Origin of the sequence: Chelatococcus asaccharovorans (assembly GCF_003201475.1) — a bacterium.
Lineage (GTDB): Bacteria > Pseudomonadota > Alphaproteobacteria > Rhizobiales > Beijerinckiaceae > Chelatococcus > Chelatococcus asaccharovorans.
The window spans coordinates 1-22455 of sequence record NZ_QJJK01000017.1 but is presented as its reverse complement, the minus strand read 5'-3'; the positions used below and the strand labels follow the sequence as shown (position 1 = coordinate 22455).

Below are 22455 nucleotides of genomic sequence, written 5' to 3'. Positions count from 1 at the left end.
CGTTCGTCGCCGAGTCCGTCCATCGTCTCCCTTCGTTCACCCCCACCCCTTACCCCTCCCCGCAAGGGGGAGGGGCGAAAGCCCTGGCCATGCTCACCGTTGACGCCATCGACCTCCACTACGGTGCGGCGCAGGCGCTGCGCGGCGTGTCGCTCGCCGCCGAGACCGGCAAGGTCACCTGCGTGCTCGGGCGCAACGGCGTCGGCAAGACCTCGCTGCTGCGGGCCATCGTCGGCCAGCAGCCGATTTCCCACGGCGCGATCAGCCTCGACGGGCAGGATCTCAAGCGCCTCCCGCCCTATGAACGCGCGCGCCGCGGCATTGCCTTCGTTCCGCAGGGGCGGGAAATCTTCCCGCTCCTCAGCGTCAGGGAAAACCTCGAAACCGGTTTCGCGCCGCTGAAGCGACGCGACCAGTCGATCCCGGAGGACATCTTCAACCTGTTTCCCGTGCTCAAGGACATGCTGCACCGGCGTGGCGGCGACCTCTCGGGCGGGCAGCAGCAGCAGCTCGCCATCGGGCGTGCCCTTGTGACGCGCCCGCGTCTTCTCGTTCTCGACGAGCCGACCGAAGGCATCCAGCCTTCCGTCATCAAGGATATCGGCCGCGCCATCGATTATCTGCGCAACAAGGGCGACATGGCGATTCTGCTCGTCGAGCAGTATTTCGAATTCGCGCGCGATCTCTGCGACAGCTTCGCGGTGATGGAACGCGGACAGGTGGTGCTGGCGGGCACACGCGCCGAGATGGTCGACGCCGAAGTGCGCCGGAAGCTGTCCGTCTAGACCGCTTCGTGCTAGTCATGCCGCCTGCCGCACGGCGATGCGGCCCACGAGCGAGTGACCGATGAGCGAAACGCAACACTTCGAGGGGCGCTGTCACTGCGGCGCCGTGCAATTCTCGGCGAATGCCGACCTGGCCAACGTCATCAGCTGCAATTGCTCGATCTGCTCCAAGCACGGCCTCATACTGACATTCGTGCCGGCGGATCGGTTCACGCTCGCGGCCGGCGAGGACACGCTGAAGGACTATCAGTTCAACACCATGCGCATCCGCCATCGGTTCTGCGGAAACTGCGGCGTCGAACCCTTCGCCGAGGGCGCGATGCCGGACGGGACACCGATGCGTGCCATCAATGTACGTTGCCTCGACGGCGTCGACATCGCGGCCTTGAGCCCCACGCCCGTCGACGGCCGCAGCCGCTGATACATGATTTCAAAGAGGTACAGGCATGACCAAGGCCACGGGCATCGTTCGCAAAGCGGCCGTCAAGGCCGACCGTATCGTCGATACGGTCACACTCGACCATATCGCTCGAGACAACCCGCCGGCTGACCTCACGGCGGAGGCCGGTCTCAATGTCCATCTGCACCTGCCGGAGGGATCGCAGCTCAATGACGGCGACGCCTTCAAGCTCGAAGACGGCAAGCTCGTGGCGGTGAAGGCCGCGGACGAAAAGCTCATCGAGGTGAAGGCCGAGAACCCGCTGCGCCTCATGCGCGTGCTCTGGCATCTCGGCCAGAACCACACGGCCGTAGAGGTGACGAACGACGCGATCTACGTCGCGCAGGACGATGCGGTGGCGGAACTGATCCGCGGGCAGGGCTGCAGCCTGGTATCGGTCGAGCGGCCCTTCCGCCCCGAACGGGCGATCGCAGGCCACGATTGCGGCCATGACCACCATGGTCATCATCATGGGCACGCGCATCATGATCATCATGGTCATGAGCATCATGGTCATGCGCATCATGAACACGCGCATCACGACCACGGCGCCTGCGGCTGTGGCCATGACCATCATGATCACGCCGGTGATCATCACGAGCATGATGATCACGGCAAGGGTCATCAAAGTTCGGGCCAACACGGCCATGACCATCATCACGAGGATGACGCTGCGCACGGGCACCGCCATCATAGCCACGCCCATCACGGGCATGACCACGGCAAGGACGGGCATTAGCCCGGACCGGGCAGCGCTCCGCCAGCCGCGCGAGCCGCGGGCGGAGGCGCGAAGCCTCAGGGCATGAGCTGGCCGCCGTTGACCTCGATGATCTGGCCGGTGATATAGCCGCTCGCCGCGGGCGACGCGAGGAAGAGATAAGCGCCCACGCATTCCTGCGGCTGGCCGAGCCGCCCCATGGGAATGGTGAGGCGCATCGTTTCCAGCTGTTCCGCTGTCGAGAACCTCTCGTGGAAGGGCGTGAGAATGACGCCCGGCGCCACCGCATTGGCGCGGATGTTATCGGGTGCGAATTCCTTGGCCATGTTTCGGGTCACGTTGGACACGAAGGCCTTGGCGCTTGCGTAGAGGGCTGCACCCGGCCCGCCCCCGTTCCGCGCTGCGATCGACGCCGTATTGATGATCGCGCCGCCGCCGGCGGCCTTGAGATGCGGAATGGCCGCCTGCGTCGCCGCGATGACCGAGCGGACATTGAGATCCATGACGGTATCGTAGAGCGCATCGTCGATATCGGCGAGCCGCGCCCGCTTCACGAGCGCACCGGCGTTGTTGATCAGCACGTCAAGCCCGCCGAGGACCGCCGCGGCCTCCTCGACCACCTTATGCGCACTGACGGTGCGGCTGACATCGCCCAGCACGAGATGCGCTTCCCCGCCCTCCCCGCGGATGCCGTCGACGACGGCCTTCGCCTCGGCCTTGCTTGAGTTCCCATGCACAACCACCCGCGCGCCAGCCTCAGCAAAACCACGGGCGGCCGCCGCACCGATGCCAGTGCTCGAGCCGGTTATCAACACCCGCTTGCCGGCCAGATCCTTGAACATGTCGCCTCCATCCGCGCTCGTCGATCAGTTTCGTTCCGTGAGGTCCGAGCGCTGTCCAGCAGTCTATGGCGCGCGATCGCCTGCGGGAAGCCGCATCGATGGCATGGCTCCTGCTGATCCGCTGTACAGGTCGATGGCGCCGTGCCATTTCGTTACATGACGCTGCGTGCTGAAAGCCACGCCTCGCCACCAGAAGAACCGGGACCATGCGATGACAGCCGCCCTTGACCAGCCCGCCAAGCCTGGCCTCGCGCTCGACAGATGGACGCTTTTGACGGTCGCGGCGCTCGCCATGGCCGCGCTGTTCATCACCGGCCTTCTCATGCGCCTTCTGCAGGAGAGCGGCGGGACCAACAGCTATGCCCTGCTCGCCGAGGCCTTCCTCAACGGCCGTTTCGATGTCGAACGCTGCTTCGATGGCGACTGCGCCATGGTCGCGGGGCGCGGCTATGTCATTTTCCCGCCCGTGCCGGCCCTTGTCGCCATGCCCTTCGTCGCCCTGTTCGGCCCGAACTTCGCCGGCTTCATGGTGATCGGGCTCGCCTTCTTCGCGGCGACCCTGGCGCTGTGGTGGCGTCTCTTCGCGGCGATGGGCGCCCGTGGCGATACCCGCCTGTGGCTGATGCTGGCGCTCGGCTTCGGCTCGCCGGTCTATTTCATCACGCTCAGGGCCGACGGCATCTGGTTCTTCGCCCAGGTGGTCGGGCTTTTCCTGCTGACGCTGTCCCTGCACGAGACACTGCACAAGCGGCTCGTCACGGCGGGCATCGCCATCGGCCTTGCCTTCCTCTGCCGGCAGATGGCGATCCTCGTCGTGCCCTTCCTCTTCGTGCTGGCCCTCGACAAGGATGAAGGCCTGTTCAGCCTCAATCGTGCGAGCTGGTGGCGGAAGCTCATCCAGTTCGCCGTGCCCGTCGCCATCGCGCTCATCACCTATTTCATCTACAACGGCCTGCGCTTCGGCAATCCGCTCGAGACCGGCTACAGCTACATCGTACCGGACGGGCACAGCTATCTCGGCCAGCGCATCGCCGAGGCCCTGTTCTCGCCGCGCTACGTGCTGTTCAACCTGTTCTATCTCTTCGTGCAGGGGTTCCACGCGGAGTTCACCGGCCCGCTGATGACGCGGCTCGCCGGTCTCGATTCCAACGGCACCTCGCTATTGGCGGCGAGCCCCTTCGTGCTCTTCGCCTTCTTCCTGCCGTGGCGGCGGGACGTGATCATCGCCGCCCTGACGGCCCTCGTCATTGGTGGGGTGACGCTGTTCTACCATTCCAACGGCTACTCCCAGTACAATGTACAGCGCTACACGCTGGACTGGCTGCCGCTCCTCTTCCTGTTTCTGCCGCTCACCCTGACAAGCGAGCGCCTGCCGGTCTTCCGCCTGCTCGTGACCTATGCACTCGTCCTCAATGTGGCGACGATGGGCGTACTCGCCGTGACGAGCGGCGGTGCCTGAATTCAGCCTTCACTGCCGAAGCACCAAACTTGACGGGCGCGCGAGCGCCCGTTTCCTTGTGGGCAGGCGGGACAGGGCTCGGCAGGCCATGCGGTTGCGCGCAACGGGCTCTCCCCATTACGCCGCCTGCCGCGCGTGGAGGAGCGGATGGGGCGCGGATGATATCCGCGGTCACCCCTGCCGGAATGTCAGATATTTGTGGCCGACATAGCTCGTCATGGCACCGACGCCGATCGAGACGCCGTGGGCGATGGCTTCATGCTGCCAGCCAAGGCCAAGCCACGGCAAGAGGGCCGCAAGCCCCATCGTCATCAGCCAAACCTGTATCCCACTGACACAATTGACACCGATGAAACGCATGACCTGACGGCTAAGCGGCAGGTCGGAGGCGGGGAAGACATAGGCGCGGTAGAGGGTGAAGCCCGCCGTCATGCCGATGATCTGGGCAACCGCCACGGCGGCACCGAACGGCATGAACCACGACAAGGGAAAGCGCACGAGCCAGTTGACGGCGGCAGCGGCCAGGCCAAGGGCCAGGAAGCGCAGGAGCCTTCGTAGTTCTTCTCCGCGCGCGGCATCGACCTGGTCCGCAGTGATCTGGACAGCGACCTGACTTGCGCCCGCCGCGATGGCGGGCCCTGCATCGAGGGCGGGCATCGGTCAGAACTGCCCGATATGGGAGGCGAGAAAGGCGGCCGCCATCACGCCGCCCAACGCGATGCTGGTGCGGTCCTTCAGCGCGAAAGCCACGGGGTCGTCCTTCAGTTCGCCGCGCTGGCACAACAGCCAGACACGCCCGACCCACAGGAAGAGGACGGCAGGAAACGCCCAGAGGAAGGCTGGCTTGGTATAGTAGCCTGCTGGGAACGCCTCCTGGATGAGGTACAGCACCATGACGAGCACGGAGCCCACACCTGCCGACGCGCCGACAGCTAGGAGAAGCGGTCCGTCGCCCGCCCGGTAACCGCGGCCTGCGGTCTTCTTGATCCCGTGCTGGACCATGCGCTCCACCTCCGTGTGCCTTTTCGCGAAGGACAGCGACAGGAACAGGAACATGGAGAAGGTGAGGAGCCACGGCGAGGTCACCACCTGCGCCAGCACGATGCCGAAGCCGAGCCGCAGGGTGAACAGGCAGGCGAGCACGAAGCCGTCGACGATCGGCTCGCGCTTCAGGCGCAGCGAATAGGCCAAGGTCAGTGCGAGATAAAGGCCGAGCATGACGAGGGCGGGCGGCCCGAGCGCTGCGCCGATGCCGAAGCTCACGGCAAGCCCGAGGGGCGCCAGGATGAGCGCCGTCCGGATGGGGAGACTGCCCTTGGCGAGCGGCCGCTCGCGCTTCGACCAATGCCGCCGGTCATCCGGCAGATCTGTCAAATCGTTGAGCAGATAGGTGGCGGAGGCCAGGAGGCCAAGCGCGAGGAAGCCTGCGGTCGTCGCCCCCCAGGCCGCGGGATCAAGCGTTTTTCCACCCAGGATAAGCGGCACGAAGATGAGAAGATTCTTCGCCCACTGATGGAGGCGAAGGGCTTTGGCATAGACCTTGAGCCCCGACGGCGGTCGCGGGAAGACGGCTACCGGCTCGCCGATCGCCCGCGCCGCTTTTTCCACCGCGGGCGACGCGCCGACCAGGACGATTTCGCGGCTCGTGCGCCAGACCGCGAGATCGGCGCGACAGTCGCCGGCATAGGAAAAGCCATCGGGGAACTGGGCCGCGAGCGCTTCGGCCTTGTGCCCGCCCTTCAGATTGGTGACCCCATCGCTGGCGATGACGCCTGTCAGGAAAGGAAAGCGGGCAGCAATGCGACGAGCCAGATCGCCATCGGCCGCCGTGGCGAGATAGACCTCGCGTCCGGACGCGCGCGCCTCCACGGCATAGGCTGCGACATCCTCGTTGACCGGGAGGCTGTCGAGATCGAGCGGCGCGGCCGCGGCCAGCTCGCGCTTCACATGAGCCTTGCCCTTGAGGACCCAACCGAACACCCGCCAGAAACCGAGCGGATTGTGCCTGAGATAGGCGACGAAGGACTCGTAGAGCAGATCCGTGCGCAGCAATGTCCCATCGAGATCGAGCACCAGCGGCGCCTGATCCCCTTGCCTCTCCGCCGGAGCAATGGTGGCTGCAACGGTAGCGTCGGCGCGATCGGCGGCGCGATGGAAGACTTGCTGCGAGACCGACATGGCATCTCCTTCTCCCGCTGGATCGGCGTGCCAGAACGGGACGAATGGTTTAGTCGGAGATACCCGTAGCAAACATGATGCCGCACAATCCGCCGCTTGACCAGCGCGCGACGACCTTGGCGGCAGGCCTTCACATATGACCCGATAAAGGCTTATTTTTTCCTCGCTCTAACCTCTTTTATTTCAAGCTTAATCTTATCGATCCTCGTTTCACTCCGGTCGGATTATGCTCGAAGGAAGGCCTCGACATCGGCGCGACGGGGAAGTGGCGCGACGGCGCCCTTGCCGCGCGTCGACAGGGCGGCTGCGGCATTCGCGAATTCCGCCGCGGCGAAAGGATTGCGAGACCGCAGCCATTCCGCGAGAAAGGCGCCGCCGAAGGCGTCGCCTGCACCGCTCGCATCGACCGCGTCGACCTTCTTCGAGGGGATGACCTGACGCTCGCCGGGAATGGCGACCATGGCGCCCTCCTTGCCGAGCGTCAGCGCGACAATCCGACAACCCAGACCGAGGTAGAAGTCACAGATGTCCTCGGCGCGATCGAGGCCCGTCAGCTGCTGCGCATCGTCGAGTCCGGGACGGGCGATATCGGACAGCGCCACTGCGCCATGAATGACGGCGCGGGCCCGATCCAGCGGCCATAGGCTCAGACGCAGGTTGGTGTCGTAGCTCACCGTCGCACCGGCGGCCTTCGCATGGCGGATCGCCGCGAAGCAGGCGTCGGCGGCCGTCGTCGAAATAGCCTGGCTGATGCCCGACACGTGGAGGATCTTGGCGGAGGCGATGACATCGAGCGGCAGATCCGCGGGTGTCACGAGGCTTGCCGCCGACCCCGCGCGGTAATAGCTGAACTGATGCCCTTGCGGCCCATAGCTGATGACATAGACGCCCGTGCGGGCACCGGGCATCACCTTGACGCTGGAGCGATCGACGTTCTCGCGGTCCCACAGGTCGAGAAACCCCTGGCCGAAAGCATCGCTGCCGACAGCCGTGAAATAGCCCACGCGCGCACCCATGCGCGCCGCCGCAATCGCCGCGTTGGACGTGTCACCGCCGAAGCCCGGCAGGTAGAGGGCCTCGCCCTGCCGCTCGGTTTCGGCGAATTCCATCAAAGGCTCGCCAAAAGCGAGAATATCCAGTGCTTCGCCTTGCAACGACGCCATCGCGGTCCTCCACGCTTACCCCTCGCCTCCTCAGGCGGCCGGGGTCAGCGCCTCTAATAGGCGATGCGATCGGCTTTCGCCAGCCAGGCCGCAAGGGTGTCCGACGCGGTCGCGTTCGGCCGGTGCTCCATCGCGAGGCTCCGCTTCTCCCGTGGCTTGGGGATCTCGTCATAGATGAAGGCGTCGTCGAAGCCCGCCGCGGCCGCCTCTGCCCGCGTCGCCGCGAAAACGATGCGGGAGACCCGCGCCCAATAGGATGCGGCGAGGCACATCGGGCAGGGTTCGCAGCTTGCGTAGATCGTCGCTCCGGCGAGCGAGAAGCTGCCCTCCGCGGCGCAGGCCGCGCGTATGGCGACGATTTCCGCGTGGGCCGTCGGGTCGTTCACGGCCGTGACCGCATTGGCCCCTTCGCCGATGATGCGCCCGTCCCGAACCACGACGGCGCCGAAAGGACCGCCATAGGTCTCGCTCAGCTGCCGCCGGGACAATTCGGCGGCATATTGCAGAAAGCGCTCATCGTCGATCGTCGACATGGCTCCGGCGGTTCCCCCTCGCAGATCAGCCCGACTGGAAACGGTATTCGCTGATCTGACGATAGACGTCGTCGGGGTGCAAGATCACGGAGGGGAAATGGGGGCGATTGGGGCTGTCGGGGAAATGCTGGGGCTCCAGGCACAAGCCCGCGCTCGCTTTGTAGACGACGCCATCGAGACCGGCGACCGGCATGTCCAGTTTGCGGCCGTCATAAACCTGCACGCCCGGCTCGGTCGTCCAGACGTCGAGGGCGAGCTTGGTCTGGGGTGAAGAGAACTTGGCGGCATGCGCAAGCCAGAGGCCAAGCCAGCCTGCGGGCTCGATGCGGTCCCGCCGCAGCACGAAATTCACGTCGTAGGCATAGGGCGCGCCCGTCGCGGCATCGGGGAATCGGACGGAGCGATTGGATCGAAAGTCGTAGGGCGTGCCGCCGACCGAACGCACCTCGCCGGTGGGGATGAGCTCGGCATCCGTCGGCGTATAGAAATCCGCGGACACCATGAGACGATGGTCGAGAACCGAGGTGGCCCCGTCGAGATTGAAATAGGAATGATGGGCGAGATTGACAGGCGTGGGGGCGTCGGTCGTCGCGGTCAGTTCCACCCGGAGGGTGGCGGGTTCCACCAGACGGTAGGTGCAGGTGGTCGTCACCGTGCCGGGAAAGCCGCTTTCGCCGTTAGGGGAGACATGGGTCAGGGTCACGCTCGAGCGATCGCGGTGCGCCAGTTGCCATAGCGACTTGCCGATACTCCGGCCGCTGTGGAGCGTATGCTTGTCGCGGAAATTGCGTTCAAGCTCGTATTTCGTGCCACCGATCTTGAACTCGCCGTTGCTGATGCGGTTGGCACATCGACCGGCAATTGCACCCATATGGGGCGAATGCGCGAGGTAGTCATCGATCGTATTCAGACCGAGAACGACGCGTTGCCTGGTCCCGGTATGCAACGGCACCGTCATGTCGCGAACCACAGCCCCCCAGCTGAGGATTTTCGCTTCCGCACCGGCGGCAGAGCGAATCGTGACCTCCCACACCGGCGTACCTTCAATCTCACCAAATTGCCTGACGGACATCCGTCCCCACCCCTTTCATGAATGGCTCCCCGCAATCAAACCGTCGAATCCGGCGTCCCCCCGCCGGTCGCCCTGTCGCACTGCCGTCTGCACGTCCTGGCGGTGCCACACTCAATGTCCCGGATATACGCCGGGGCGCGTAGGGAGCAGGCCCGCGTTGCCTCCTGCGGACCCTATCCCCAACGCCTGCCCCGGCCAATCCTCACCACTGACCGGTATTCGGCATCGACACCCAAGGCTCCTGCGGCGGCAGGGCCTGGCCTTCCTGCAGGATTTCGATCGAGATGCCCTCGGGCGACCGCACGAAGGCCATGTTGCCATCACGCGGCGGGCGGTTGATGGTCACGCCCGCTTTCATGAGTTTGTCGCAGAACGCATAGATATCGTCGACACGATAGGCGAGATGGCCGAAATTGCGCCCGCCGGTATAGACTTCCGGGTCCCAGTTGTACGTAAGTTCGAGTTCCGGCGCGCGATTTTTCTCGACGGCCGCCTGGTCACCCGGTGCGGCCAGGAAAACCAGTGTGTAGCGCCCCTTCTCGTTCTCGGTGCGGCGTGTCTCCACCAGGCCAAATTTCTTGCAGTAGAAGTCGAGCGCGTCATCCAGGTTCGCAACGCGGACCATTGTGTGCACATAGCGCATCTGGCATCCCTCCATAGAATCTGCACACAGGACAGCGTCGATAGCCTTCTGTCAAACTCCTCTCGGGTATAGGTGCCATGAATAGGGCGACTGGAACTCCCCCCTCGGTCGACACCACGGCCCGGATCAGCATCACCGAGCGGCGCAAGGAACGTGTCGCCCTCGTCTCCATTTTCGTGTCGGCGCTGCTCACCATCGCCAAGGGGTTCGCCGGCTTCACAACGGGGTCGCTGGCGCTGATTTCAGATGCCGCCAACAGCCTTCTCGATATCGCCGCGACGACCATGACGTGGCTCGCGATCCGCGCGGCGCACAAGCCGGCCGATGACGAGCACCACTATGGGCATGGCAAGTTCGAGTCCCTGTCGGCCCTGATTGAAACGGCCTTTCTCTTCCTGCTCTCCGGCGCCGTTGCCTATGAGGGTATCCGCCGGCTTGCCAGCGGCCAGACCGCGTTTCTGTTTTCGTGGGTCGCCGTGGCCGTGCTGGTCGGCTCGATCCTTGTGGATGGCTGGCGCTGGTGGACGCTGCGGAAGGTTGCTGCGGAGACCAACAGCGAGGCGCTGGCCGCGGACGCGCTGCACTTCTCCTCGGACCTCATCAATTCGATCTTCGTGCTGATCGCCATCGGCGCAGCCCAGCTCGGTTTCCCGCAGGCTGACCCAATCATCGCCATCGGCGTGTCGGTCTTCATCGCAATCGCCGCCTTTCGACTGGCCCGGCGCACCATCAACACCCTGCTCGACACAGCACCGAAAGGGCTTGGGGATAGCATCACTCTCGAGGTCGAGGCGCTGCCTGGCGTCGTCGGCGTGGACCATGTCCGCGTTCGCCCCGCCGGCGGCCATGTCATCGGCGAGGTGGGCGTCCGCGTGTCGCGCACCCTGCCGCTGGAGGGTGTGCAGATGCTGAAGGATCGCGTGCGGGAGGCGCTCATGCAGGAGCATCCCGGCTCGTTCTTCACCGTGACCACCAACCCGGTGCAGCTCGACGACGAGACGGTGATGGAGCGTGTCATGCTCATTGCGGCGCGCCTGCGCGTGCCTTTGCATCACGTGACCGTGCAGCGCCTCGCCCGCCGCCTGTCGGTGAGCTTCGACCTGGAGGTTGATCAACGCCTGACGCTGGGGGAGGCTCACAAGATTGCCAGCCGCGTCGAACTCGCCATTCGCGACGAGCTCGGCCCGGATGTCGAGGTGGAAAGCCACATCGAGCCGCTCGTGCCGCAACTCGACGGGCGGGAGGCGGATGCGGCGACGGTCGCGCGCGTCGCTCTGGCTCTGGCCGAACAGGCGACAGCCTCGGCGGTGATCAGCGAAGTGCACAGCGTGCGTGTGCGTGAAACGCCGGCCGGCCTGGTGGTGAACTATCATTGCCGTGCCAACGGCGAACTGAACGTCGCCGAGGTGCACGAGCAGGTGGACCTGCTCGAGCGGCTGGTGCGCGCCGGCCACCCCGAGATCTGCCGTGTGGTCGGTCATGCGGAACCGCTGGCGGCAGAACCATTGCGTCTGACGTCGGCGCACCCGAACTAAAGAGAAAAGTGCCGGCCGTCCGCCTCACCGACCCATCCGAGACATCAAATGCGCACAGATACCGCCCCGGTCGTCCGCCTCGAGGACTATCGCCCGACCGATTTTCTCATCGATACGGTCGTGCTCGACATCGCTCTCGATGCGACGGCAACCCGCGTTCACGCGGATTTTTCAGTGCGCCGCAACCCGGCCGGCCGTGCAGATGCACCGCTTGTCTTGCAGGGCGATGAACTGGTGCTCCTGTCCGTTACCCGCGATGGGGTGCGACTGACGGCCGATCAGTATCAAGCCGATCCCCAGGGACTGATCCTGCCCGGCCCCCTGCCCGAAAGCTTCAGCCTCACCATCGAGACGATGGTGAACCCATCCGCCAACACCAAGCTCATGGGTCTTTATCGTTCGGGCGGCAACTACTGCACGCAATGCGAAGCCGAGGGCTTCCGCCGGATCACCTATTTCCTCGACCGCCCCGATGTGCTGTCCGTCTATACGACGCGCCTCGAAGCCGCGCGCGCCGACGCACCTCTCCTGCTTGCCAACGGCAATCTCGTAGAACGCGGCGACATCCCCGGGACCGGCCGGCACTACGCCGTCTGGCATGATCCCCACCCGAAACCGGCCTATCTCTTCGCGCTGGTCGGCGGCACGCTCGATACCCTTGCGGAGGAGTTCGTGACGGCCAGCGGCCGCAAGGTCGAGATCGCCGTCCATGTCGAGGCGGGCAAGCGCGAACGCGCGGCCTATGCGCTCGATGCCCTGAGACGCTCCATGCGCTGGGATGAGACCACCTTCGGCCGTGAGTACGATCTCGACGTGTTCAATGTCGTCGCCGTGTCTGATTTCAACATGGGCGCCATGGAGAACAAGGGGCTCAATATCTTCAACGACAAATACGTGCTGGCGAGCAGCGATACGGCGACCGACGCCGACTACGCCGGCATCGAGACGGTCATCGCCCACGAATATTTCCACAACTGGACCGGCAACCGCATCACCTGCCGGGACTGGTTCCAGCTCTGCCTGAAGGAAGGACTGACCGTCTTCCGCGACCAGGAGTTTTCCGCGGACGAGCGCTCCCGCCCCGTCAAGCGTATCGCCGATGTCCGCACCCTGCGCACCCAGCAGTTCGCGGAGGACTCAGGGCCGCTGAGCCATCCCGTTCGTCCAAGAACCTATCGTGAAATCAATAACTTCTATACCGCGACGGTCTATGAGAAAGGCGCGGAAATCGTGCGCATGCTGCGCAGCCTGATCGGCCCCGCCGCATTCCGTCGCGGGATGGACCTCTATTTCGCGCGCTGCGACGGTACGGCCGCGACGATCGAGGACTTCCTCGGGTGTTTCGCGGAGGCCAGCGGTCGCGATCTCGGGCATTTCGCGCAATGGTACGAGCAGGCGGGCACGCCAGTGGTCACGGCTTCCGGACAGTATGATGCCGCGGCCGGCACCTATCGCCTCACCTTGAGCCAGGCCACGCCGCCGACCCCTGGCCAGCCGACGAAGGCCCCGATGGTCATTCCGATCGTGTTGGGGCTTGTTGGTGCGTCGGGCGACGCCTTGCCGATCGCGACCACAAATGAAGCCACCGTCGACGCCGACGGACTTTTCGTGCTCGACAGTGCAAATGCGACCATCACGTTCACCGGGCTCACCGAGCGGCCCGTGCCGTCGCTGCTGCGCGGCTTCTCGGCGCCCGTCCGGCTCGAATCGGAGCTCGATGACGACGACCTCGTCGTCCTCTTCCGCCACGACAGCGATCCATTCAACCAGTGGCAGGCGGGCCAGACGCTGGCGACGCGCCTTATCCTCGCGGCCATGCGCGGCGAGACCGTCAATACACGCTTTGGCGAAGCGCTCGGCCATTTCCTTGACAGCGACGCCAGGAATGACCCCGCCTTTGCGGCGCAGGTTCTCGCACTGCCGAGCGAGGCGGACATTGCCCGTGATATCGGCCGCGATATCAATCCGACCGCGATCCATAACGCGAGGCTCGCTGTGAAGCGGGCGCTCGGCGCGGAGCTTGCCCCACACCTCAACGCGCTGCACGGCGCGCTGCAATCCAGCGAGGCCTATCGTCCCGACGCCGCGAACACGGGGCGACGTGCCCTGCGCAATGCAGCCCTCGATCTGCTCGCCGCCGGCGATGCGACCGAGGGGGCGGCACGCGCTACGGCGCAGTTCGATGAAGCCGACAACATGACCGAACGGCTCGGCGCGCTCGCCGTCCTGGTGCTTATTCCAGGAGCGGCGCGGGACCATGCGCTCGCGACATTCGCCGCCCGCTACGGGGACAATCCGCTCGTCCTCGACAAATGGTTTGCGCTGCAAGCCGGGATTCCCGAGGAGGGCACCCTCGATCGCATCACAGAACTCGCGCGCCACCCGGCCTTTTCGATGGGCAATCCCAATCGTATCCGGGCCCTCTTCGGCAGCTTCGCGATGACGAATGCCACGCAATTCAACCGGGAAGACGGACGTGGCTACGATCTGATCGCCGACACGGTCCTGGCGCTCGACGCGCGCAACCCACAGGTCGCGGCACGCCTCCTGACCGCCTTCCGGACCTGGCGGGTTCTCGAGCCCATCCGGCGCGGCAAGGCAGAAGCGGCGCTGCGCCGGGTGGCCGCGACGCAAGGGTTATCACCGGATGTCTCCGACATTGCCGGGCGCTCGCTCGAATAACGCCGAAACGACGAGCGCACCTGCCGGAACCGGTTTAGCCCGAAGCCTGCCTGCGAGCCATTTATTTAATTCCGTCAACGCTTCATCAACCTCTGGACAAAATGCTCAGAGAGGATTCTGATGGTCATGATTCGGAGAGATGCGGCACGTCGACCCGAAGCGATGATTGGATTCCGAAAGGGTGAGGCATGGCGCGTATCGACGCGACGTGCGTGCCTGCACGCGCGGGCACGGTACTAGGGATAGCACGTTCTATAGCGAATCCCGCCTACCGGCGCCTCGCCAGGATGGAGCCTTGGCTGCGCCTGGCGGTGCCTGCCCTCCTTGGCGTTTTCCTGACCTCTCTCATTGTCGGAGCGGTGATCCAGGCGCTGGATGCGCGACGTGACGCCGTTCAGGAGGCGACGCAGAGCATCGAACTCATCGCGACGCTGACGGAAAGCTATCTTGCGCAGCGCACCCCCGACGTCGCTCGTCTTGGAGAAACGGCGGCCGGTGTACTCGCCCAGGCCCTGCCCGACGCCGCGACCGACAATCAGCGCACCATTCTCGTGGCGAATAAGGACGGTCGCGTCGTCGCCGCGTCCCATGTCGATTTGGGGCCGCATGCATCGCTGATCGACATCATCGGCCCCGGCCAGCCGCTCACCACCTTTACCGACCGTGCCGGCGTGATGCAGATCACGCTGCCCAACGGTCAGGACGCTCTCGCCACCGCTCGCAGCCTGCCGGCGCTGGGGCAGATCGTCGTCGTGCAACCCATGAGCGGGGTGCTGGCTGGGTGGAAAGCGCGCCTTTACGGCCAGGCGACGCTGCTGGCAGCCGCCGCCTTCGTGCTTATCTCCATCGCGCTCGCCTATTTCATGCAGGCGGAGCGGGCACGCGCCGCCGATGATGTCTGCGACCGCGTGAAGGATCGCGTCGATGCCGCGCTCAACCGGGGGCGTTGCGGTCTGTGGGACTGGGATATCGCGCGCGGCCGGCTCTACTGGTCGGATTCGATGTACGCGATGCTCGGCTATGAGCGCCGCAGCGAATTCCTCTCCTTCGGCGAGGTCAACCGTCTGGTCCATCCTGACGATACCGACCTCTACGGCATGGCGGACCTGCTCGCCTCCTCGCAGGCCAGCGCGATCGATCACGACTTCCGCATCTGCAACGCGGCCGGTGACTGGGTCTGGATCAAGGCCCGTGCCGAGATCGTCGAGGGCGAGGAAGGCGAAGGCCCGCATCTCGTCGGCATCGCCATGGACATCACCGAGCAAAGGCGTCTCGCCGAGCGCACGGCGACCGCCGATATGCGGCTGAGGGATGCGATCGAAACGATCTCCGAGGCCTTCGTCCTGTGGGACGCCGACAACAGGCTCGTGATGTGCAATTCCAAATTCCAGAAATTGCGCGACCTGCCGCCGGATGCGGTCATCACCGGCATGGCCTATGAGGACCTGATGGCGGCAAGCGATGCGCCGCTCATCGCCACGCATCCCGTCGCCCACGACGGCCCCAAGATCGGCGCCCGCTCGTTCGAGGCGGAGCTTGGCGACGGGCGATGGCTCAGGATCAACGAGCGTCGCACGAAGGACGGCGGCTATGTGTCCGTCGGCACCGACATCACTGACCTCAAGCGCCACGAAGAGCAGCTGATCGATTCCGAGCGCCGCCTGCTCCTGACTGTCTCCGACCTCCGCCGTTCGCGCCACAAGCTTGAGGCCCAGGCCACCCAGCTCGCCGATCTCGCGGAGCGCTACCTCGAGCAGAAGGCGGCCGCCGAAGGCGCGAACCGCGCCAAATCGGAATTCCTGGCCAACATGAGCCATGAGCTGCGCACGCCGCTCAATGCGATCATCGGCTTCTCGGAAGTCATGGAGAGCGGCATCTTCGGCGCCCTGGGCAATGAGAAATATAACGAATACTGCCGCGACATCCGCCACAGCGGCCAGTATCTCCTGAGCGTGATCACCGATATCCTCGACATGTCACGCATCGAGGCTGGACGTGTGCGGCTGGAGAAAGAGGCGCTCACCGTCGACGAAATCATCGGCGATGCGGCCCAGGCCGTGGCGAAAGACGCCGACGCCAAGGATATCACGCTGGAGGTCGACCCCCTGCCAGGGGTGGGCCTGCTGGCCGACCGGCGCGCCATGCAGCAGATGCTGGTCAATATCCTGCGCAATGCCGTGAAATTCACGCCGGACGGCGGCCGGGTCTCGGTCCGCGCACGCCCCGCGGCCGACGCCGTGAATATCTATATCGAGGACAACGGCATCGGCATTCCAGGCGAGGCCGTCAAGAAGCTCGGTCGTCCCTTCGAGCAGGTCGAGACAGAGATGTCGAAGACCTACAAGGGCTCGGGCCTCGGGCTCGCCATCGCCCGGTCCCTGGCTGAACTGCACGGTGGTTCGCTGCGGATCCGCTCGAATGTCGGTGCGGGGACCATCGTACTGGTCCATCTCCCGCTGGAACAGATGCGGCGCCGCGCGGCCTGAGATCCGGCTGCCCTCGTCTACTTCTTGCGCGCGCTCTTCCCGACCGCCCCGATGATGTGCTCGAAATGGGCGCGAACGCGACCACGGGTCTCCTTGAGGTCGCTCGTCAGCACCTTGACATCCGGCATGCCGATGGCCGCCGCGATCCGCCTGAGGACGGCCGGCGCCACAACCTTCGCGTCAAAGGGGCCATCGACTGTCAGCCGCTGCCATTGGAAGACATCTGACAGGAGCGTATAGGCGACCCGGAGCTCCTCGCCCTGCTCCGGTCCGAGCAAGCCGTTGCGCGTCGCGAAGGCCAAGACCTCGCCAGTGCCGACAACGCCACTGATGGCGGGATGCGCATGTGCCTGGGCGAGAACAAGATACTGGGCCATGAACTCGAGATCGACGAGCCCACCTGGCGCCATCTTGAGGTCCCATGGCCCTGCATCGCCTTTCTCCGCGGCGATGAGCTGGCGCATCGACGCGACATCGCGCGCGACCTCGGATGCGGCACGCGGATTGCGCAGGATCGACTGGATCGCTGCTGTCGCCTCATCCCCGAGGCTCACATCGCCGGCGACGGCGCGTGCCCGTGTCAGCGCCATCCGCTCCCATGTCTCCGCCTCGCCGTCGTCGTGGTAGGCGAGAAAGCTGCGGAATTGCGTCGCCACCGGACCCTTGTTGCCCGAAGGCCGCAGCCGCATGTCGACCTCGTAGAGCCGTCCGCGCCGCGTCGGCACGGTCAGCGCGCTGACGAGACGCTGGGTCAGGCGCGTGTAATAGACCAGCGCCTCAAGCGGCCGCTCACCATCACTGCGGCTGTTGTCCGCATCGAAATCGTAGAGCATGACGAGATCAAGATCGGAGGTCGCCGTCATCTCGCGCGATCCCAGGCGACCGAAGCCGAACACCGCGGCCCGGCCGCCGGGCACGCGGCCGTGCTGGGCCGCAAATTCCCTCTCGACCGCGGCGAAGCAGAGGCGGACGACCGTCTGTGCCACGGCCGAATAAGCCTCGCCGACCGCCTTGGGCGAGAGGATGCCGGTCAGGAATTGGGCGCCGACGAGGAAATTCTCCTGGCGTGCGGCGCCGCGTATCCGATCGAGGAAATCCTCGAAGGACGAGGCTTCGCCAACGAGGCCCGCGAGGCGCGCTTCCGTGGTGGCGTCGCTCCGCGTGGGATCGAGAAAGGCCGGGTCGATCACCGCATCGAGCACATGCGGGCTCGATGCGACCACATCGGCAAGCCGGGGCGCGCTGCCGAGAAGATCGGCGAACAAAGTGAGAAGCCGCTCGCTGGACCGCAGCATGGATAAGAGTTCCACGGCCGCGAGCATATGACCGAAGGCCTCGTCCAGGGCGGCAAGTGCCGCATCCGGATCGGCGCTGCGGCCGAGCGCGGTGAGGAGCGCCGGCGTCAGTTCCGTGAGCACTTCGCGCGCGCGCGCAGACCGCACGGCGGGACGCCTGCCGAAATGCCAGCCACGGATCGTTTCCGCGACGCGCGCGGGATCCTGGAAGCCCAGCGCCTGCAGGGTCTCCAAGGTTTCCGGGTCGTCACTCGTGCCGGTGAAGACGAGGCTGCCGACATCGCTTGCCAGTTCCGGCGCCTCCTCGAAGAGCAGCGCATAGTGCTTCTGAACCGCCTGCGCCTCGTGCGTCAGCGCATCGGCGAAGGCGGCCTGGTCCTCAAATCCACAGAAGCGCGAGAAATCCGCGAGTTCACCGGCGTCGCGCGGCAGGCGCTGGGTCTGCTCGTCGGCGACCATCTGCAGGCGATGTTCGACGGTCCGCAGGAAGCGGTAGGCCGCGCTGAGATCGTCGCGTGCCTGCGCCGTGATCCAACCCTCTGTCACAAGTGCGTCGAGCATGTCGAGCGTGCGCCGGCCGCGCAGGGCTGGCCGCCGGCCGCCGAACACGAGCTGCTGGGTCTGGACGAAAAATTCGATCTCGCGGATGCCGCCGCGCCCCAGCTTGATATCGTGGCCAGCGACAGCGATGGCTTCATGCCCGCGCGCGGCGTGGATCTGGCGCTTCATGGCATGAATGTCGGCGATCGCGGCAAAGTCGAAATACTTCCGCCAGATGAACGGCGTGAGATCCGCCAGGAAGCGTTCCCCCAAGGCGATGTCGCCCGCGACGGCGCGTGCCTTGATGAAGGCCGCCCGCTCCCAGTTTTGCCCGACAGTCTCATAATAGGTGAAGGCCGACGGCAGGGAGACGGCCACCGCGGTGGATCCCGGATCGGGTCTCAGCCGCAGGTCGACGCGGAAGACATAGCCGTCGCCGGTGCGCTCCTGCAGGAGCTTCACCAGTCCCTGGGCAAGCTTGATGGAGAAAGACGGCGGTTCCGCCCGGCCAGCGACAGGGACCCCGTCCGGCTCATAGAAGACGACGAGGTCGATATCGCTGGAATAATTGAGCTCACCGGCGCCGTGCTTGCCGAGCGCCAGAATGACGATGCCGCAGCCAACCTCCGGATTTTCGGAATCGACAGGCGTGAAGCGGCCGGCCTCGCGGGCCTCGTTGAGGATAAAGCGTACGGACGCGCCGACGGCCGCATCCGCGAAGTCGGTAAGGGCCGCGGTCGTTGCCTCCAGCGGCCAGAGGCCGCCACAGTCGGCGAGCGCAACGAGCAAGGCATGCTCGCCACGGAGTTGGCGCAGACGCCTCATGATTGCCGGCTGATCGGCGGCATCGCGCCAGCATGCGCGTGTCTCCGCGAGAATATGCAGCCGGCGTGTCTCCGGATCATCAGTCAGCAGACTGAGGAGGCGCGCCGGATCGGCAGCCGCCAGCGACCACAGGAAGGGGGAGTGATCGGCGAGCGCCGACACAACATCGCGGGCGCCCCGCCACTGCGACAGGCGTTCGGCGAGTTGGGCGGATGCGGCGTGTCGTGCCGCGTCCGCGAGCAGGTCGTCAAGGCGGCGCTCCGCGGACTTCCGATCAAAGGGGATAAGGCCGGGCGCAATCCTGGCACCTGCCCCCAATCCCGTCTCCTCGCCCCGCCCACGCTTGGCCATATTCACGATCCCCGGCAATGCGTCCCGATCCCTGCCCCTGTTCAGGCAGGTTTGGCTGGCAGAGCTAGCACGGCTTTTAAGCCGGGAGAATTGTCCTCAAGCCGCAATTCGCCACCATGCAGACGTGCGACAGCCGCAACGAGGCTGAGACCAAGACCGAATCCCGGCCGCGACCGGGCCGCTTCCAACCGGGCGAAGCGTTCGAGCACATGGCCGCGTGCACTTTCGGGAATGCCAGGACCGCGATCGGCAACCGATATCTCGACATGCTCGCCAACGCGTTTGGCAGCAATGGTGATGGAAGGCGGACAAGCGGGCTCGCCTTCCGTCGCGACACCATATTTGAGGGCGTTGTCGAGGAGATTAGCGAGCGCCTGGCCGACCAGTTCGCGGTTGCCATGGAGAGACAGGTCCGGCTCGATCTCAACCGCGAGCGGAACGGATGCCTCGTCCGCAACCGCGTCGTAAAGTTCGGCCACGCTCCGGGCGACTTCGCTCAGGTCGAAATCGGCCATCGTCGTGGCGGCATTGCCGGCCTCGAGACGGGCGATCATCAGGAGCGCGTTGAAGACACGAATCAGATTGTCGGATTCGTCGATCGTGCCCTCAAGGGCGCGGGCGTAGTCCTCGGGCGCCTTGGCCGTGCGCAAGGCCTCCTCGGCGCGGTTGCGGAGCCGCGTCAAAGGCGTCTTGAGGTCGTGGGCAATGTTGTCCGAGACTTCCTTCATCCCCGACATCAATTCGCCGATGCGGTCGAGCATGGCATTGAGATTGGTTGCCAGCCGGTCCAGTTCATCGCCGTTGCCGCTGACAGCCAGACGCCCGTCGAGATCGCCCGCCATGATGGTGCGCGTCGTTTCCGTCATGGCATCGACCCGCTTCAGCACGCGTCTGGTTACGAACCAGCCGCCAAGGCAGGCGAGTATGGTGACGAGGCCGAGCGACAGGCCGAGCGCCTGACGAATAACGGCGCCGAGCCGCTCGCGTTCCTCGACATCCCGGCCGACGAGCAGCCGGAAACCGCCCGGCAAGATGAAGACCCGCACCAGGGCCCGGCGGATATGAGCGTCCGGTTCGTCGCTCTGGCGATAGTCGGTTTCGCGGACGCCTGGGTCGTCCAGCACGCCCGCGGGCAGGCTGCCCACGTTGCCGGCCAGGCGTTCGCCGGCATTGGTCGTGACAAGATAGAGGGAGGCGCTCGGCTCGCGGGTACGGCGGTCGATGACGCCGACGAGGCGGCGGATGCCACCGAGGCGATATTGCTCGGCGAGGCCTGTGATCTCAGCCTCGATGGTCCCCTGGATCTGATCGTCGAGGACCTGGCGCGCGTTCCACGCCACATATCCCAGGATGAAGCCCGCGAAGAGCGCAAAGACGAGGAGATAAGCAACCGAGAGGCGGAAGGCCGTCGTCTTGAAGAGTTTAGTGAGCGCTGTCACGGACCATGTATCCCGCGCCCCGGATGGTCTGGATCAGCGGGCGCTCATGCCCCTTGTCGATCTTTGAGCGCAGCCGCGACACATGCACATCGATGACATTCGTCTGCGGGTCGAAATGGTAGTCCCAGACATTTTCGAGCAGCATGGTGCGCGTGACGACCTGGCCCGCATGGCGCATCAAGTATTCGAGCAGGCGAAACTCACGCGGCTGGAGGATGATCTCCTGGCCGGATCGCGTAACACGATGCGACAAGCGGTCGAGTTCGAGATCGCCCACGCGGTAGGTGGTCGCCTCGCCCGTTGGCGCAGCACGCCGGCGCGACAGCACCTCAATACGGGCCAAAAGCTCCGAGAAGGAATAGGGCTTGGGCAGATAGTCGTCACCGCCCGCTCTCAGGCCCTTGACGCGATCATCAACCTGTCCCAACGCGGAGAGAATGAGGACCGGCGTATCGACATGCTGTTCACGCAATGATCTGATCACCGAGAGGCCATCGAGCTTCGGCAGCATGCGATCGACGATGAGCACGTCGTAAGCGCCCTCACGGGCAAGGGCGTAGCCCTCCAGCCCGTCCGGCGCGTGATCCGCGACATGGCCAGCTTCCCTAAGGGCTTTCGTCAGGTAGGCGGCCGCTTCCTGATCATCTTCGATAACGAGAATCCGCATGGCATCGAGTGTAGGCGAAGAATCGTCGTGAGGGAGCGGAAATATCTGCATTTTCGCCTCTTCGCCATCAGCATTCACAAGAAGAGCGGCAGGCTGGATGATGGTGTCCGGCCTGCCGCGCTTTGGAGAGCCGATACGCAGTGACAATCCCCGGCAGGGGTCCGGCTCTCCAGGGGGATGTCCGACAGGCGTCGCGCGCCTTGCGGCTGGCGGGCGGGGCCGACGCGCCACTTGGGCGGCGCGCCGTCCTTCCCGCCGGCTGTCTTACGCCACCGGCAGGGCGACGAAGCGCGAGCCGTCTTCGGTCTTGAGGCGGAAGAGGACGGCCTTTCTGCCTTCCTTCTTGACCTCGGCGATGACCTTGGTGATGTCGGCGGGACGTTCGACCTTGCGGCCGGAGGCCTCGACGATGACGTCACCGGTCTTCAGGCCCCGCTCCTCGGCGGGCGAGCCGGGCTGGACGCCCATCACCACCACGCCGTCCTTGCCGGCACCGCCGACGCTCGCCGCCGGCGCGAGCTGCAGCCCAAGCTTGCCCTGACCGCCGGCCGCGTCCGTATCGAGCGCCGCCGTCTTCTCGCCCGGCATCGTCGCCAGCGTCAGCGCGACCTTCTCGGTCTTGCCGTCACGCCACACCGAGAGGTTGAGCTTGGAGCCCGGCGCATGGCCGGCGATCTCGCGCGATAGGGCGCGCGCATCGCTGACCGGCTTGCCGTCGATCGCCACGATCGCATCGCCCGCCTTCAGGCCGGCCTTGGCCGCCGGACCCGTGTCCTCGACGCGCGCCACGATCGCCCCTTCCG

At 65.4% G+C, this 22455-nt stretch carries 18 protein-coding genes; 7 read left to right on the top strand and 11 right to left on the bottom strand.

Annotated features, from left to right (window positions below; genetic code table 11):
• Positions 1–89: 89 nt before the first annotated feature.
• From urtE to C7450_RS34950, 3 genes are all read left to right on the top strand, one after another.
• Positions 90–785, top strand: coding sequence for an urea ABC transporter ATP-binding subunit UrtE (gene urtE, locus C7450_RS29405; protein ID WP_110378062.1), 696 nt, complete (start codon positions 90–92; stop codon positions 783–785).
• Positions 786–846: 61 nt separating this feature from the next.
• Entirely contained in the window at positions 847–1206 is a 360-nt protein-coding gene (locus tag C7450_RS29400) for a GFA family protein (RefSeq protein WP_110378061.1), read from the top strand.
• A gap of 25 nt (positions 1207–1231) precedes the next feature.
• The gene (locus C7450_RS34950) at positions 1232–1963 is read left to right on the top strand and encodes an urease accessory protein UreE (protein ID WP_110378060.1); all 732 of its coding nucleotides are present in this window, start codon (positions 1232–1234) and stop codon (positions 1961–1963) included.
• Positions 1964–2019: 56 nt separating this feature from the next.
• Here the strand turns inward: C7450_RS34950 and C7450_RS29390 are convergent, their stop codons facing one another.
• Positions 2020–2784 (bottom strand): SDR family NAD(P)-dependent oxidoreductase, encoded by a 765-nt coding sequence (locus C7450_RS29390; protein WP_110378059.1) that lies wholly within the window; start codon positions 2782–2784, stop codon positions 2020–2022.
• Between the two features lie 211 nt (positions 2785–2995).
• Between C7450_RS29390 and C7450_RS29385 the strand changes: the two genes are divergently transcribed.
• On the top strand, positions 2996–4243 hold the full coding sequence (locus C7450_RS29385; protein WP_146227584.1) for a hypothetical protein: 1248 nt from the start codon (positions 2996–2998) through the stop codon (positions 4241–4243).
• Between the two features lie 171 nt (positions 4244–4414).
• On the opposite strand, the gene C7450_RS29380 is transcribed toward C7450_RS29385, so the two are convergent.
• The 6 genes from C7450_RS29380 to C7450_RS29355 all read right to left on the bottom strand — a co-directional run bounded on the left by C7450_RS29380 (position 4415) and on the right by C7450_RS29355 (position 9832).
• A complete protein-coding gene (locus C7450_RS29380; protein WP_110378057.1) occupies positions 4415–4900 on the bottom strand; it encodes a GtrA family protein in 486 nt (161 codons plus the stop codon).
• Between the two features lie 3 nt (positions 4901–4903).
• Positions 4904–6421, bottom strand: a complete 1518-nt coding sequence (locus C7450_RS29375; RefSeq protein ID WP_110378056.1) for a UbiA family prenyltransferase — start codon at positions 6419–6421, stop codon at positions 4904–4906.
• A 224-nt stretch (positions 6422–6645) separates the two neighbouring features.
• Positions 6646–7584, bottom strand: coding sequence for a sugar kinase (locus tag C7450_RS29370; protein WP_110378055.1), 939 nt, complete (start codon positions 7582–7584; stop codon positions 6646–6648).
• Between the two features lie 53 nt (positions 7585–7637).
• Positions 7638–8117 carry a nucleoside deaminase gene (locus C7450_RS29365; protein WP_110378054.1) on the bottom strand — a complete coding sequence of 160 codons (480 nt, stop codon included), beginning with the start codon at positions 8115–8117 and terminating at the stop codon, positions 7638–7640.
• Positions 8118–8142: 25 nt separating this feature from the next.
• Positions 8143–9189, bottom strand: coding sequence for an aldose epimerase family protein (locus C7450_RS29360; RefSeq protein WP_110378053.1), 1047 nt, complete (start codon positions 9187–9189; stop codon positions 8143–8145).
• Between the two features lie 202 nt (positions 9190–9391).
• Positions 9392–9832, bottom strand: coding sequence for a VOC family protein (locus tag C7450_RS29355; protein ID WP_110378052.1), 441 nt, complete (start codon positions 9830–9832; stop codon positions 9392–9394).
• 77 nt (positions 9833–9909) lie between these two features.
• Here C7450_RS29355 and C7450_RS29350 point away from each other — a divergent pair, with 77 nt between their 5' ends.
• The 3 genes from C7450_RS29350 (at position 9910) to C7450_RS29340 (ending at position 16535) form a co-directional block, all read left to right on the top strand.
• Complete coding sequence (locus tag C7450_RS29350) at positions 9910–11367, top strand: cation diffusion facilitator family transporter (RefSeq protein WP_110378051.1); 1458 nt, start codon at positions 9910–9912, stop codon at positions 11365–11367.
• 48 nt (positions 11368–11415) lie between these two features.
• On the top strand, positions 11416–14049 hold the full coding sequence (pepN, locus tag C7450_RS29345) for an aminopeptidase N (RefSeq protein ID WP_110378050.1): 2634 nt from the start codon (positions 11416–11418) through the stop codon (positions 14047–14049).
• A 188-nt stretch (positions 14050–14237) separates the two neighbouring features.
• Positions 14238–16535 carry a sensor histidine kinase gene (locus C7450_RS29340; protein ID WP_110378049.1) on the top strand — a complete coding sequence of 766 codons (2298 nt, stop codon included), beginning with the start codon at positions 14238–14240 and terminating at the stop codon, positions 16533–16535.
• Between the two features lie 17 nt (positions 16536–16552).
• On the opposite strand, the gene C7450_RS29335 is transcribed toward C7450_RS29340, so the two are convergent.
• From C7450_RS29335 to C7450_RS29320, 4 genes are all read right to left on the bottom strand, one after another.
• Positions 16553–19546 (bottom strand): bifunctional [glutamine synthetase] adenylyltransferase/[glutamine synthetase]-adenylyl-L-tyrosine phosphorylase, encoded by a 2994-nt coding sequence (locus C7450_RS29335; RefSeq protein ID WP_110378048.1) that lies wholly within the window; start codon positions 19544–19546, stop codon positions 16553–16555.
• Between the two features lie 41 nt (positions 19547–19587).
• A complete protein-coding gene (locus C7450_RS29330; RefSeq protein WP_110378047.1) occupies positions 19588–20985 on the bottom strand; it encodes an ATP-binding protein in 1398 nt (465 codons plus the stop codon).
• A complete protein-coding gene (locus tag C7450_RS29325) occupies positions 20969–21652 on the bottom strand; it encodes a response regulator transcription factor (protein ID WP_110378152.1) in 684 nt (227 codons plus the stop codon). The genes C7450_RS29330 and C7450_RS29325 overlap by 17 nt, the downstream gene beginning before the upstream one ends.
• A 264-nt stretch (positions 21653–21916) precedes the next feature.
• A partial coding sequence (locus C7450_RS29320; RefSeq protein ID WP_146227583.1) for a PDZ domain-containing protein occupies positions 21917–22455 on the bottom strand: 539 nt, incomplete at its 5' end.